The organism is Ulvibacter sp. MAR_2010_11 (assembly GCF_002813135.1).
Taxonomy (GTDB): Bacteria; Bacteroidota; Bacteroidia; order Flavobacteriales; family Flavobacteriaceae; genus Altibacter.
In genome coordinates, this window is the sequence record NZ_PHTY01000001.1 from 2,687,501 (window position 1) to 2,701,407 (window position 13,907).

The 13,907-nt window shown below is 39.6% G+C and carries 12 protein-coding genes and 1 rRNA gene (1 of these 13 cut by a window edge); 8 read left to right on the forward strand and 5 right to left on the reverse strand.

Annotated features, from left to right (window positions below; translation table 11 throughout):
- Both ATE92_RS12365 and ATE92_RS12370 read right to left on the reverse strand, forming a co-directional pair.
- Positions 1 to 590: ribosomal RNA gene (locus ATE92_RS12365) — 16S ribosomal RNA — on the reverse strand; it reaches 928 nt to the left of the window's first position.
- Positions 591 to 1,138: 548 nt separating this feature from the next.
- The gene (locus tag ATE92_RS12370) at positions 1,139 to 1,837 is read right to left on the reverse strand and encodes a DUF4294 domain-containing protein (RefSeq protein WP_100804004.1); all 699 of its coding nucleotides are present in this window, start codon (positions 1,835 to 1,837) and stop codon (positions 1,139 to 1,141) included.
- Between the two features lie 107 nt (positions 1,838 to 1,944).
- Between ATE92_RS12370 and ATE92_RS12375 the strand changes: the two genes are divergently transcribed.
- From ATE92_RS12375 to ATE92_RS12385, 3 genes are all read left to right on the forward strand, one after another.
- Positions 1,945 to 3,030 carry a M42 family metallopeptidase gene (locus ATE92_RS12375; protein ID WP_100804005.1) on the forward strand — a complete coding sequence of 362 codons (1,086 nt, stop codon included), beginning with the start codon at positions 1,945 to 1,947 and terminating at the stop codon, positions 3,028 to 3,030.
- Positions 3,031 to 3,108: 78 nt separating this feature from the next.
- Positions 3,109 to 4,539, forward strand: coding sequence for an MBOAT family protein (locus tag ATE92_RS12380; RefSeq protein ID WP_100804006.1), 1,431 nt, complete (start codon positions 3,109 to 3,111; stop codon positions 4,537 to 4,539).
- A complete protein-coding gene (locus ATE92_RS12385) occupies positions 4,539 to 5,477 on the forward strand; it encodes a hypothetical protein (RefSeq protein ID WP_100804007.1) in 939 nt (312 codons plus the stop codon). Before ATE92_RS12380 ends, ATE92_RS12385 begins: the two co-directional genes overlap by 1 nt.
- On the opposite strand, the gene ATE92_RS12390 is transcribed toward ATE92_RS12385, so the two are convergent.
- Positions 5,474 to 6,847: a sodium:alanine symporter family protein gene (locus tag ATE92_RS12390; protein ID WP_100804008.1), complete on the reverse strand. Its 1,374-nt coding sequence runs from the start codon at positions 6,845 to 6,847 to the stop codon at positions 5,474 to 5,476. The two genes, ATE92_RS12385 and ATE92_RS12390, sit on opposite strands and share 4 nt — an antisense overlap.
- A gap of 79 nt (positions 6,848 to 6,926) precedes the next feature.
- On the opposite strand from ATE92_RS12390, the gene ATE92_RS12395 reads away from it, so the two are divergent.
- Entirely contained in the window at positions 6,927 to 8,195 is a 1,269-nt protein-coding gene (locus ATE92_RS12395; protein WP_100804009.1) for an acyloxyacyl hydrolase, read from the forward strand.
- A 1-nt stretch (position 8,196) separates the two neighbouring features.
- On the opposite strand, the gene ATE92_RS12400 is transcribed toward ATE92_RS12395, so the two are convergent.
- Together ATE92_RS12400 and ATE92_RS12405 are read right to left on the reverse strand one after the other, a co-directional pair.
- Positions 8,197 to 9,147: a phosphoribosylaminoimidazolesuccinocarboxamide synthase gene (locus ATE92_RS12400; protein WP_100804010.1), complete on the reverse strand. Its 951-nt coding sequence runs from the start codon at positions 9,145 to 9,147 to the stop codon at positions 8,197 to 8,199.
- 3 nt (positions 9,148 to 9,150) lie between these two features.
- Complete coding sequence (locus ATE92_RS12405; protein ID WP_100804011.1) at positions 9,151 to 10,104, reverse strand: PhoH family protein; 954 nt, start codon at positions 10,102 to 10,104, stop codon at positions 9,151 to 9,153.
- Between the two features lie 107 nt (positions 10,105 to 10,211).
- On the opposite strand from ATE92_RS12405, the gene ATE92_RS12410 reads away from it, so the two are divergent.
- The 4 genes from ATE92_RS12410 to gldG all read left to right on the forward strand — a co-directional run bounded on the left by ATE92_RS12410 (position 10,212) and on the right by gldG (position 13,844).
- Positions 10,212 to 11,042 (forward strand): S-adenosyl-l-methionine hydroxide adenosyltransferase family protein, encoded by an 831-nt coding sequence (locus ATE92_RS12410; RefSeq protein WP_100804012.1) that lies wholly within the window; start codon positions 10,212 to 10,214, stop codon positions 11,040 to 11,042.
- Positions 11,043 to 11,133: 91 nt separating this feature from the next.
- Positions 11,134 to 11,430 (forward strand): putative quinol monooxygenase, encoded by a 297-nt coding sequence (locus ATE92_RS12415; protein WP_100804013.1) that lies wholly within the window; start codon positions 11,134 to 11,136, stop codon positions 11,428 to 11,430.
- Between the two features lie 9 nt (positions 11,431 to 11,439).
- On the forward strand, positions 11,440 to 12,153 hold the full coding sequence (gene gldF, locus ATE92_RS12420; RefSeq protein WP_100804014.1) for a gliding motility-associated ABC transporter permease subunit GldF: 714 nt from the start codon (positions 11,440 to 11,442) through the stop codon (positions 12,151 to 12,153).
- Positions 12,153 to 13,844 carry a gliding motility-associated ABC transporter substrate-binding protein GldG gene (gldG, locus tag ATE92_RS12425; protein WP_100804015.1) on the forward strand — a complete coding sequence of 564 codons (1,692 nt, stop codon included), beginning with the start codon at positions 12,153 to 12,155 and terminating at the stop codon, positions 13,842 to 13,844. Before gldF ends, gldG begins: the two co-directional genes overlap by 1 nt.
- The last annotated feature ends 63 nt before the right edge of the window (positions 13,845 to 13,907 follow it).

Consider the following 13,907-nt stretch of genomic DNA (forward strand, 5'->3'; position numbering starts at 1 on the left):
TGACTTAGCTGCCCGCCTACGGACCCTTTAAACCCAATGATTCCGGATAACGCTTGGATCCTCCGTATTACCGCGGCTGCTGGCACGGAGTTAGCCGATCCTTATTCTTACGGTACCGTCAAGTCCCCTCACGAGGGGATGTTTCTTCCCGTATAAAAGCAGTTTACAACCCATAGGGCAGTCTTCCTGCACGCGGCATGGCTGGATCAGGCTCTCGCCCATTGTCCAATATTCCTCACTGCTGCCTCCCGTAGGAGTCTGGTCCGTGTCTCAGTACCAGTGTGGGGGATCCCCCTCTCAGGGCCCCTACCTATCGTAGTCTTGGTGAGCCGTTACCTCACCAACAAACTAATAGGACGCATGCTCATCTTATACCGTAACCTTTACTATGAACGTGATGCCACGATCATAGGCTATGAAGGATTAATCCAAATTTCTCTGGGCTATACTCCAGTATAAGGTAGATTGCATACGCGTTACGCACCCGTGCGCCGGTCGTCGGCGGTGCAAGCACCCCGTTACCCCTCGACTTGCATGTGTTAGGCCTGCCGCTAGCGTTCATCCTGAGCCAGGATCAAACTCTTCATCGTTAAATCTTAAATATTGCTATATACGATTAACCAAAAAGTTCTCCTCAAAAAAATCTCAAGTGTCTTTATCTTAGTTTAGTTATTCAATATAGATCACAAACGTTTCCATCTGTAATCCATACGCTGTCAATTTCAATATTCCAATGAACTTACCTCTCTGTAAACTCTCCTTAAAAAGAAAAGAAAAAACTAAAAGGATATCAAATTTCTTATTATTCTCGCCTAATCCTAACTCGTGTTTTATAGTCACTCGTTGTTTTAGCGGGTGCAAATATACAACCCCTTTTTTTATTCCACCAAAAGAAAACTACTATTTTTTGAATCTTTTTTATGAACAGTTTTTAAGGCCCTGAAATCGACTCAATTACTCAAAAAAAAGTTTGCATATTGTGTTAGGGATTGCAGTGGCATCCCCCCAAATCAATTGGGGATAGAGCGGAAAGCCCGGCGCTTTACAGCGATTAGCAGGAAAGCGCAACACCCAAAAACAAAAAGAGCGAACTACTAATATAAAGGAAATCAAATTGCTACGCAAGGAAGAAAGTATATTACTTATTAACAGTCTTCTTGTTCCAATGCTGGGAAAGTTCTAAATAATCGATTGGAAATGCCGGTTTTTGTCGTTCGAGAATATCTGCCTGGAAGGAACGCTCCAAAATATCCTCAATAAGATAGTCTTCTTTTACCGAAAAGGGCCGGTATTCGTCTTTAATAGATATGTCGAATACATTGGCAGTTGTATTGTACCAAAATGCCCGCCATCCCGTACGCAACTCCTTCACCAACTCAAAGGCCGTACGTCCCGTTTGACGATGGATGAGTTTCACAAGAATCTGACCTTCGGTGCGAGTGAGTTTTTTTAGCTTTTCGGAAAACTCTTCTTCAACATATTTTTGAACGCGCTTGGTGTATTTCTTTCTATCCCGCTTTTTCTCAATGGTCTTTAAGCGTTCGGTCATGGTGGTGAGTCGTTCGGATGCTAACTTGGCATAGGGATAGACTTTTCGGGTTTTACGCCTTAAGACAAGATACCTGTGCCGATCTTCCTTAGAAGTAAATTCGAGCTTGTTCAATAAAATCACTTCGTCCAAATCGATATACTCCCTGGGAATGGTATCGCCATCGATAATATAGTAAACGACCTCAGTACTATCGCCCTCCTGCTCGTAATAGTTGGATATAGTTTGTGAGGAGGCAGTGATGCCCATCAGTAAAAAAATAATATACAGATACGAAAAACGCTTCATTGAGTTTTTGTTTTAGTCTAATACTAAAACTGTTCCAAAATTAAAAAAATTGCGATGCCTGCTTATTAATTAATTACTAATTTTGATTTTTACGAAAAATAAACTTTATGGCCACATCAATTCTGACAAAAAAATCGCTTACTTTTTTAGAAAAATACTTAAACAATGCAGCCCCGACCGGTTACGAATGGGACGGACAAAAGTTGTGGATGGAATACCTGAAGCCTTATGTGGACGAATTTATAACCGATACCTACGGAACAGCTGTAGGGGTTATCAATCCGAAGGCTACCTATAAGGTTGTTATTGAAGGTCATGCCGATGAAATTTCATGGTATGTCAACTATATTAGTGACAACGGTTTGCTTTACGTAATTAGAAACGGCGGGAGTGATCACCAGATTGCACCTTCCAAGATTGTAAATATTCACACAAAAAAAGGGATCATAAAAGGTGTCTTTGGATGGCCTGCAATTCACACTCGCAACAAGGCCAAAGAAGAAGCTCCCAAGCCTGAAAATATTTGTATTGATGTTGGCGCCAAGGACAAGGAAGAAGTCCTGAGCATGGGAATTCATGTGGGCTGTGTGATTACTTACCCGGACGAATTTCATATCCTTAACAAAGATAAATTTGTTTGCAGAGCCCTGGATAACAGAATGGGTGGTTTTATGATTGCAGAAGTAGCTCGTCTTCTGAAAGAAAACAAAAAGAAACTTCCTTTTGGATTGTATATCACCAATTCGGTGCAGGAAGAGATTGGTTTGCGTGGTGCCGAAATGATTGCACAGCGCATAAAACCCAATATTGCCATAGTGACCGATGTTACACACGATACCACTACCCCAATGATCGACAAAAAGAAGCAAGGTCTTGCCGAAATTGGTGAAGGGCCTGTTATTGCTTACGCTCCTGCAGTGCAACAAAAACTGCGGGATCTGATAGTAACTACTGCCGAAAAGAAAAAAATTCCGTTTCAGCGGGCTGCCTTATCCAGAGCAACCGGAACCGACACCGATGCTTTTGCATATAGTAATGGCGGAGTCGCAAGTGCTTTGATCTCTCTTCCATTGCGTTATATGCACACAACCGTCGAAATGGTGCATCAACGGGATGTTGAAAATGTAATCAAACTTATATATGAATCCTTGCTCGCAATAAAAAAGGATCAGTCCTTTAGTTACTTTGAATAAGTGTGTTCATAACCTAAACTAATTAAGGGCTACCAAACGGTAGCCTTTTTTTATATTAGCGACAAACATTCTAACTAGGTGCTTTTCAATTCGTTCGACTTCGGTTTCTTTCTGGTAATTGTCTATGTACTCTACTGGAGTATTGGTACAAATAGAAGAGTCTCCCAAAACATCCTCCTGCTTGCTGCAAGCTATGTTTTTTACGGATTTTGGGATTGGCGATTCCTGGCTCTGTTAGTTGTCAGCTCACTTATAGATTATCTGGCAGGAAGGTTTCTTGAAAAAACAACAGCAAAATCAACTCGGAAAATAATCCTTTGGAGCAGCATTCTTTGGAATCTCGGAGTACTTGTAACCTTCAAATATTTCGGTTTCTTTATTTCCGGGTTTACCGAATTATTTTCCATCACCTTGCCTGAAAGTTCCTACTCGTTCTGGAATATTGCGATTCCCTTAGGGCTTAGTTTCTATACATTCCAAACAATGAGCTATACCATCGATGTGTATCGGAATAAAATAAAACCCACCCATAATTTGATTGAATTTTTATGCTTTGTGAGTTTCTTCCCCCAATTGGTGGCCGGTCCAATTGAACGTGCGAAAAAATTATTGCCACAGTTTGAAATGACAAGATCCTTTAATGTACAATCCTCCAAGGAAGGATTACGGCAAATTCTATGGGGTTTGTTTAAAAAAATACTGGTGGCAGACAAACTCGGACTTGCGGTATCAATGGTGTATGCCAACCCTGAAGGATACGGAAGTTTAATGCTGATATTTGCTTCGGTTTTGTTTTGCTTTCAGGTGTATTGTGACTTTTCGGGCTATACCGATATCGCCTTAGGAACTGCAAAGCTTTTTGGTTTCCGACTCAGTAAAAATTTTGATCAGCCATACCTTTCAAAGAGTATCACCGAATTATGGCAACGATGGCACATCACCTTAACCAGATGGTTTACCGATTATGTCTATGTTCCATTTGTGAAAAACACCAAACATCCTACAGCGCTTATTCGTGCTTTGGGATTGCTTATTACGATGTTCCTAGTTGGACTTTGGCATGGTGCCAATTGGACTTTTGTAGCCTTTGGCGTTTTTAACGGACTTATTTTGGTTGCTGAAAGAATTCCGTTTTTTAAAAAGCAGGGAACGCTTTTTAATAAATTACAATCGGCGCCACGAATTATACCCTTGATGTATGTGTTTGTGATATTTACGATTTCGGCCGTTTTTTTTAGGTCTGAATCAATAGATGAAGCATGGTTAATTTTGAGTCGGATTTTTACTTTGAGTCCCGACACTGTGATTTCCAGTTTAATTGGAATAAAACTATTGTATTTGGTAGTGTTACTTATTGCTGAAATGGCTACCCGAAATTGGGAGTTTCCGCTTCAAAAAATAGAAATCAAATTACCAAAACTAGCGCGGTGGGCAGTGTATTATATCCTCATTATATTAATTATAAGATATGCCGAACCCAAGGAAGCTTTTATATATTTTCAGTTTTAATGCAACGTAATTTTATAAAATACCTGCTCTTATTTTTCATCCCGCTTCTGTTGGGATATGCGACTATTGAATATCTCACGCTGCAACTTCCATCAGGATATGAAAAAAATAAAACCTTATTTCAAGATGAGGGTGATACCGTTGAAGTCTTGGTTTTAGGGTCTTCACAGCTAAACAATGCCGTAAATCCGGCTTTACTGAAATACCCTACACTTAATCTTGCCTCCGGAGATCAGCATCACAATACCGATTTCAAACTTTTAAAAGCATTGCTTCCAAAGCTAAGCAATCTAAACACCATAGTCCTGGAAGTATCCTATAGTCACTTCGAATTACCTCACAACAGTCCCGATTTTTGGAAAAACAGCGTTTATCTGAAATATTACAGCGTGAATTGTTTTGAACGAACCACTTATTTTAAAGACAAATTGATTTATCTGTCGTTTCCGGCCTTCTATTCTGAAAAAATCCATGCACATTATATCGCCAAATCTGAAAAAGCAGCGTTCAATCGTTTTGGCTTCGATACTCTGAATTACGAAGGAAGGTTTAAAACATTAAACTACAATGAAGCAAAAATTGATTCCCTCCCCCGATTTAAGATTAACAAACAACCCAATCCGGAAATATTCAAAACGAATACCGCCCTGTTTTATGAACTGTTGGATTATTTAAAAGCGAATCACCTAAACGTTATTATTTGTCAGACCCCAATGTACAAAGCCTATTTACCTCAAAGAAATTCTGAAATATTGCAGCGTCGTGATAGTGTTTTAACGCATGTGGCAGTGAAATATTCGAATGTCCATTTTCTGAATACCGAAGAAGATACACTTCATTTTAAAGTAAGGCACTATTGGAACGAGAGTCATTTAAATCCGGATGGAGCTGCAACCTTCACGGCAATGCTTCAGCAGAAACTGGACAGTTTGCATTAGGGTTTTTTCAGCTTGCCAAAATAAATCTTTGCCTCTTTAACCACTCTGGATGACAGTAAAATAGTAGCTGTCATTGTAGGAATCGCCATGAATGCAAAGAAAGTATCAATCAGGTTAATCATCATACTCAAAGAAGTGACAGCGCCCATAATAATACTTGCTATGTAAAAATAATTGTAAATAAATTTATGCTTAGCCCCGAACAAAAACGACATACATTTTGTTCCGTAGTACGAATAAGAAAACAGTGAAGAAATACTAAATACAATAATGCAGAGTAATAAGGCATATTTTCCATACACAGGAATAGCCTCAGAAAATGCGTTCGCCGTCAAACTCACCCCGTTTGCTTCACTGGACTCCCAAACTCCGGTTACGAGAATGGCCAATGCAGTGAGTGTACAAATAATAAGGGTATCGATTGCCGGTCCCAACATGGCAACCAATCCTTCCCGAATGGGTTCGTTGGTCTTTGCAGCTCCGTGAGCCATTGGTGCTGTACCAATACCAGCTTCGTTAGAAAATGCACCTCGCCTTATTCCCAAAAGAATTAAACCACCAACTACACCCCCTAAGAAGGTGTCACCTTCAAAAAAAGAAGCAGAAAAAGCATCCGTGAAAATTAGTTTCAAATATCCGGGAACCACATCAATATGAACACCTAGAATGATTACTACCAGAACGAAATATAAAATCACCATCGCCGGAACCATTTTAGACGCAGTTTTACTAATTCTGGAGAGTCCTCCCAATATAACAAATGCCGTTATAGTGGCTAATACCAATCCAACAACGATGTTACTGGATAGCCCTGTGTATAAGCCTGCAGGTTTTAATAAAATATCGTTTATGGCCTGGGTTAATTGATTTACGTTAAACACCGGAAGTGCTCCAATAAGTCCCGAAATACTAAAAAATACCGCCAAAAATTTCCAGTTTTTTCCGAGTCCTTCAGTTATAAAATACATGGGACCGCCCTGAATATCTCCGTTACTGTCCTTTCCCCTATACATTACAGCAAGGGAAGCTGTAAAAAATTTGGTAGACATCCCAATGACCGCACTCACCCACATCCAAAAAACTGCTCCCGGACCCCCAATGGCAATGGCCACAGCAACTCCGGCAATATTTCCCATACCAACAGTTGCTGAAAGCGCAGTTGTAAGCGCTTGAAAATGAGTTATTTCTCCCGAATCGCTTTCCTTATCGTATTTACCGCGTAAAACTGCAACAGCATGCCCTAAATATCGAAAAGGCAAGAATTGAATTTTAAAAATTAAAAATAACCCACCACCGATAAGTAAAATTAATAGAGGAAGACCCCAGGCGTAGGAGGCTACTTGTGCGATAAATTCGTCGAAAATTTTCAAACTGTAAGCTATATTTAGTTAACGAATGTAAAACTAAAATTTTTAAAATTAGAAGAGAAATTGTTACTTGCGGTGCTAAATGACCAACAAGCTTACATACTTATTGCTATTATTTACGTATTGCCTCTTTGCACAGGAGAAGGAAGATATTACCAATACTCAAGATATAGTAATCACTCCCGAAGTGATGCTGGGTTACACACCCGAACCCAATTCAAATTTCCCCGAGCGAAATCCACAAACACAGTTTGGAGTTAGTCTGGGATGGAATCAGCAAGATAATCGGCAGGAATGGGCACAACGACTTAAAGGCCCCAGAACCGGCTTGTATTTTGGCTATACCGATTTTGGCGCTAAGGACAGTTTGGGCGGTGCCTTCACAATAATGCCTTTTATTGAATTTGCGGCTTTTAAAAAGGAAAATCTAACCGTACAGGTTGGAACCGGGGTTTCCTATTTTACAAAAAAATACGATTCATTGACCAATTTCAACAACCAGGCAGTATCTACCGATTTAAACTGGTCTTTCAGGGTATTTATGTATTATAAATTTCTGAAAACCGAAAAAATTGACTGGCGTTTGGGTGGAGGGTATTCACATCATTCCAACGGACATACAAAACTTCCCAATCAGGGGTATAATTCCTTTTTATTCAGTGTTTCGGCCGTTTTAAAGAATACAACACTTCCGAAGAATTCAGAAAATGAGATCCCATCAAAGACATTCAATAACACAAGCTATTCCTATTTTTCCTTGCGCTCGGGTTATGGCGAAAATGTGTTGGCATTATCCTTTAATGATAAGAAAGACATCTATACTTTTTCAGGAGAATATGGTAAGGTGTTTAATAATACATGGAAGTTGGGTGTTGGAATGTATTATAGATATTACGAACACTATTACGATTACATTCACGGCAACTTTTCATTGGTTCAAGACGGAAGGGAATTCGAGTCCTTTAAAGAAAACCCGGGATGGAATGCTTCAAATCTTGGAATTTCAGTAAATGCGGAAGTTTTATTAAATCATATAGGAATTGATTTACAGCTAGGCGTTAACCTGCACAAACCCGGATATAAAATAGATTGGCGTATCAATCAAGGATGGGATTATACACCTGTTGATATTCCGGAGTGGTGGATGGTAGGGGAGTTTGACAGTAAATACAAAATGAAAAGTCTTATCTCTTCGCGTCTCGGACTTAAATACTATTTATTGGGAACTCATACGGCGCCGAAAAATAATCTCTATCTGGGAATTTATATAAACGCCAATTTGGGGCAGGCCGATTATACTGAACTGAGTTTAGGATACGTGCACAGCTTTAATTTTAAAGAAAAGAAATAAGCTAGGCTTTTAAGTACTCGGTAACGTTCGCTTCGATGCGATCAAGGATATTTGAAGTTTCGGCTTTTACAAATTTTTCTCCTGTAATATTTTCGTAGAGCTCTATATATCTTTCTGAAACAGTTTCAATATATTCATCGCTCATAAAGGGGACTTGCTGTCCTTCCAGACCTTGAAAGCCATTTTGTATCAACCATTGACGTACAAACTCTTTGGAAAGCTGCTTTTGAGCTTCGCCCTTTGCTTGCCTCTCTGAATAGCCTTCAGCATAAAAATAACGGGAAGAATCCGGAGTATGAATCTCATCAATTAATATAACTTTGCCGTCCTTTGTTTTTCCGAATTCGTATTTGGTGTCTACCAAAATCAATCCGCGTGAGGCTGCTATTTCTGTGCCACGCTGAAATAATTTTCGAGTGTAGTCTTCCAACTGAAGGTAATCGGCTTCAGAAACAATTCCTCGTTTTAAAATATCCTCTCTCGAAATATCCTCATCATGATCCCCGGCTTCGGCTTTTGTAGCAGGTGTAATAATAGGCTCCGGGAATTTATCATTTTCAATCATCCCTTCCGGCATGGCAACTCCGCATAAAATGCGCTTTCCGGCTTTGTATTCCCTTGCAGCGTGACCGCTCAAATAGCCTCTTATTACCATTTCAACTTTAAAGGGGTCGCAGGCTTCCCCAACTGCGACATTAGGATCGGGGGTTGCAGTTAACCAATTGGGAACTAAATCTTCGGTATCCCGCATCATTTTGGTTGCAATCTGATTTAAGATTTGACCTTTATAAGGAATTCCTTTTGGCATTACAACATCGAAAGCACTTAATCTGTCTGTTGCGACCATTACCAACACATCATTTTCCAAGGTATAGACTTCACGTACCTTTCCGTGATATACAGCCTTTTGTCCCGGAAAATTAAAATTAGTGGATGTAATCGTATTACTCATTCCTTAATCTACGTTTTCAATATTTTTATAGGCCGCAATTACTTCTTTTACCAAACGATGACGAAGTACGTCTTTATCGTCCAAATAAATCATTGCCACTCCATTTACATCTTTCAGTACCAAAAGTGCTTCTTTTAATCCAGAAATAACCCTACGAGGTAAATCTATCTGTCCCGGATCGCCGGTAATCATAAATTTGGCGTTTTTACCCATACGGGTTAAAAACATTTTCATCTGGGCATGTGTAGTGTTTTGTGCTTCATCCAGAATCACAAAGGCATTGTCGAGCGTTCTACCTCTCATAAATGCCAAAGGTGCTATTTGAATGGTTCCGTTTTCGATGTACGATTCCAGCTTTTCAAACGGAATCATATCACGCAGCGCATCGTACAGCGGCTGCATATAAGGATCCAGTTTTTCCTTTAAATCTCCGGGAAGGAAACCTAAGTTCTCTCCTGCTTCAACTGCCGGACGTGTAAGTATAATTCGTTTAACTTGCTTTTCTTTTAAGGCTTTAACGGCCAGCGCAACTCCTGTATAGGTTTTTCCGGTACCTGCAGGTCCCACAGCAAAAACCATATCGTTTGCCTGCATTTTTTCAACCAACTTCCGTTGGTTAGCGGTTTGTGCTTTAATAAGTTTTCCGCTTACTCCATGTACCAAAACGTCTCCGCTACTAACAGAAGTCTCATATTCGTCCTTGCTGCGACTTAACAGAATTCGTTCAATAACGTTCTCGTCGATTTTGTTATAGGTCCCAAAATGTTCCAGCAACATCGTAATACGTCGGTCGAACTCTTCGAGTACTTCCTCATCGCCGTAGGCTTTTATTTTACTGCCTCTGGCGACCAGTTTCAGTTTAGGAAAGTATTTTTTTAAAAGGTCAATATTTGCGTTTTGCAGACCGAAGAATTCTCGGGGACTGATTTCGGTTAATTCGATAATGAGTTCGTTCAAAAGCGGGATAATTAAAATTATGAATACATTGCAAAAATAGTTTTGCTACTGACAAAAGTAACCTATTTTTGTGGTAATTTCAGAAACAAAATATCAACAATTAGCCCATGTCTATCATAACCCTTACTACCGATTTTGGAGAGAAAGATCACTTTGCGGGTGCGGTAAAAGGAGCAATTTACACCGAACTGGAGTCCATTCGAATTGTTGATATCTCGCATTCAATTTCACCTTTTCACCTTACCGAAGCTGCCTACATTATTCAGAATGCCTATCGAAGTTTTCCCGAAGGCACCATTCATATAATAGGAATTGACAGCGAACTCAATCCTGAAAACAAACATATTGCCGTGTATTTGGACGGACATTACTTTGTATGTGCCAATAACGGTATCATTTCGATGTTGGCTTCAGAAATAAAACCCGACAAAATTGTGGAAATCAACATCCACGATCGCGTTAGCAGTAACTTTCCGGTTCTCGACGTGTTTGTAAAAGTGGCTTGCCATTTGGCGCGTGGCGGGACTTTAGAAGTTATTGGCAAAACTATTTCAAAAATTAAAGAATTAACAGGAATACGCCCGGTGGTAAACTCGGAAGCGAACCAAGTAATTGGAAATGTAATTTATATAGACAATTACGGAAATGTAATTAGCAACATCACCAAATCCTTGTTCGAGGAGATTGGCAAAGGGCGCAATTTTAAAATTACTGCGCGGACTGCAAATTTCACAAAAGTACATACACATTACAGCGATGCCATCAATTTTGAATTACCTTCCGAAAAACGTGAAGAAGATGGTAAGAAATTAGCCCTTTGGAATTCTTCCGGGTATTTAGAAATCGCAATTTATAAAAGCAATCCATCCACAGTGGGAAGTGCTTCGACCCTATTCGGATTGGCATATAGAGATACCATCACTGTAAATTTTGAATAAAGTCAAAACACTTCAAATTAATCGACACCAATGTTCACAAGAATTGTAAAAATTTTACCTCGGCTTCGCTCAGCAACCTTTAATCTTTGTTATGTTTACTAGAATTGTAAAAATGGAATTTAAAGAAGAAGAGATTCCTGCATTTTTGGCTAATTTTGAAATCGTTAAAGAAAAAATTCGAAATTTTCCGGGCTGTCGTTTTTTGGAGTTGTATTGTGATAAAGCAGATGCAACTATCTATTTCACATACAGCAAATGGGATGCAGAAGCAGATTTGGAAAATTACCGTAACAGCGAATTATTCAAAGAAGTCTGGGCAACAACAAAACCCATGTTTCGTTCTAAAGCACAAGCCTGGAGTGTAGATACATTGTACACTCTGACTTAATAAAACTGAATGCTAGCAATTGTAAAAAGAGAAATAAATGCCTTTTTTGCCAGTCCAATCGGATATCTGGTAATTGCGGTTTTTTTGGTTATCAACGGCTTATTCCTTTGGGTTTTTGGAGGAAATTATAATATTCTCGATGCCGGTTTTGCCGATTTATCGGCTTTTTTTGAATTGGCTCCTTGGGTACTCTTATTCCTTATTCCGGCAGTAACTATGCGTGCCTTTAGTGACGAAAAGAAAATGGGCACCTTGGAACTATTACTCACAAAGCCCATATCCTTACGCAGTATTGTTCTTGGAAAATATTTGGGCGCTGTACTACTTATTCTCATTGCCTTACTCCCAACACTGCTTTATATCCTAACAATTTCAGAGCTTGGGAATCCGGCCGGAAATTGGGACGTGGGAAGCACAGTTGGATCCTACATTGGCTTGCTTTTTTTAGTAGTAGCATATACTGCAATTGGAGTGTTTGCTTCTACCCTATCCTCAAATCAGATTGTGGCTTTTATTAGTGCTGTGTTTCTGTGTTTTGCCTTGTATTTCGGATTTGAAGGATTGGCAACACTTATCACAACCTTTCCCATCGAAAATTTTGGTATGAAAGCCCATTTCGACAGTGTTTCAAGAGGGGTGTTGGACACTCGCGATTGTATTTATTTTGTAAGCATAGCGGTATTTTTTATAGCATTGACGGTTTTAAAACTTCGGAAGCACTAGTGAAAAATAAAACAACACATATCCGAAATTTTGCTCTCGTCCTGCTGGGATTAGTCCTTCTGAATGTTCTGGGAAGCTATATTTACAAACGCTTCGATCTTACACAGGACAAACGTTATACCCTTTCCGAAGCAGCCAAGGAAACGGTTGAAGAAGTAGATTCTCCCATCGTAATCGATGTGTTTTTAGAAGGCAACTTTCCACCTGAGTTTCGCCGACTTCAGCTTGAAACACGACAATTGTTAGAGGAGTTTGCAGCCTTTAATTCGAATGTAAAATTCGAGTTTATCAATCCGTTGGAAGGCGAAGAAAATCCGCAAGCAATTCAGCAGCAAATGGCAGGTTATGGCCTAACAGCTGCTCAGGTAGAGGTAAAAGAAAACGGTAAAATTAGCACCGAATTGGTTTATCCCTGGGCACTCGCCTATTACAACGAAAAAACAGTAAAAATTTCCTTGCTTAAAAATCAGTTAGGAACCACTTCCGAAGAACGTGTGAATAATTCCATTCAGAATCTGGAATATGCCTTTGCGGACGGATTTAACAAACTGGTACATCCTAAAAAACGAAAAGTTGCTGTTTTAAAAGGCAATGGAGAGTTGGACGACCGTTATATAGCCGACTTTTTTGCGACGCTTCGGGATTATTACTTTATAGCGCCGTTCACTCTGGATTCGGCTGCCGTGAATCCACAAAGAACATTGGAGCAAATAAAAACTTTCGATCTTATTGTAGCAGCCAAACCTACTGAAGCTTTTTCAGATTCAGAAAAATATATTTTAGATCAGTATACCATGCACGGCGGTGCTTCTTTATGGCTGGTAGACGCCACCGAGATGCAACAAGATACAACCTCAGGCAAGTCTTTTGTCTTCGGAAAAGATTTGAATCTAAACGACTTCTTTTTTAAATACGGGCTGCGCATTAACCCCAATCTGATTAAAGACGTTTATTCGGCTCCTATTGTATTGGCTACAGGGAATGAAAATGAGGCACAGTTTAATAGATATCCTTGGTTTTACAATCCATTGAGCGCCAGCGGGAGCGATCATCCAATTGTAACCAACATAGAAGCTGTAAAATTTGATTATGTAAGTGGAATTGATACTTTGCCAAATTCGCTTCAAAAAACAATACTGTTGTCCTCCTCTCCCATTACCAAGATTGTGGGATTACCCGTTGAAATTGATTTTGATATAGAGATTCCGAAGAATTTAAAAATAGTAAATGAAGGCCCGGATCCTTCCGATTATACTTCAGAAGAAACGCCTATGGCTGTACTGCTGGAAGGGGAGTTTCCTTCGGTGTTCACCAACAGAGTAAAACCCTTTTCCCTTTCAGAAAAAGATAAGAGTCAAAGCACCCCTACAAAGATGGTTGTGATAAGTGATGGTGATATCATCATCAATCAGTTTGACCGAAATAGGCCGTTAGAATTAGGTTTCGACAAACGTACCAACGCCTTCTACGGAAACAAGGAATTTTTGCTGAATACGGTCAATTATCTGTTGGACGATAGCGGACTTATAAACATTCGAAGTAAGGAAATTGCCGTCCCATTTTTAGATCCTCAAAAAACCATCGAAAAACGCACCCAATGGCAACTCGTTAATATCCTGCTACCGTTGGTATTATTGGCAATTTTCGGAATTTTCTTTCAATACATTCGGAAGCGAAAATACGCCCGTTAGTTGTTAATAAGTTAGTTTTCACAAACGTCTCAATTGAAATATATTTGTAGTTAGGCTGCTTCT

Coding starts and splice junctions, on each gene's coding strand:
- ATE92_RS12385 (WP_100804007.1), top strand. CDS start 4,539: ATGCAACGTAATTTTATAAAATACCTGCTCTTATTTTTCATCCCGCTT.
- gldF (WP_100804014.1), top strand. CDS start 11,440: ATGCTAGCAATTGTAAAAAGAGAAATAAATGCCTTTTTTGCCAGTCCA.
- ATE92_RS12410 (WP_100804012.1), top strand. CDS start 10,212: ATGTCTATCATAACCCTTACTACCGATTTTGGAGAGAAAGATCACTTT.
- ATE92_RS12400 (WP_100804010.1), bottom strand. CDS start 9,147: ATGAGTAATACGATTACATCCACTAATTTTAATTTTCCGGGACAAAAG.
- ATE92_RS12395 (WP_100804009.1), top strand. CDS start 6,927: ATGACCAACAAGCTTACATACTTATTGCTATTATTTACGTATTGCCTC.
- ATE92_RS12375 (WP_100804005.1), top strand. CDS start 1,945: ATGGCCACATCAATTCTGACAAAAAAATCGCTTACTTTTTTAGAAAAA.
- ATE92_RS12370 (WP_100804004.1), bottom strand. CDS start 1,837: ATGAAGCGTTTTTCGTATCTGTATATTATTTTTTTACTGATGGGCATC.
- ATE92_RS12415 (WP_100804013.1), top strand. CDS start 11,134: ATGTTTACTAGAATTGTAAAAATGGAATTTAAAGAAGAAGAGATTCCT.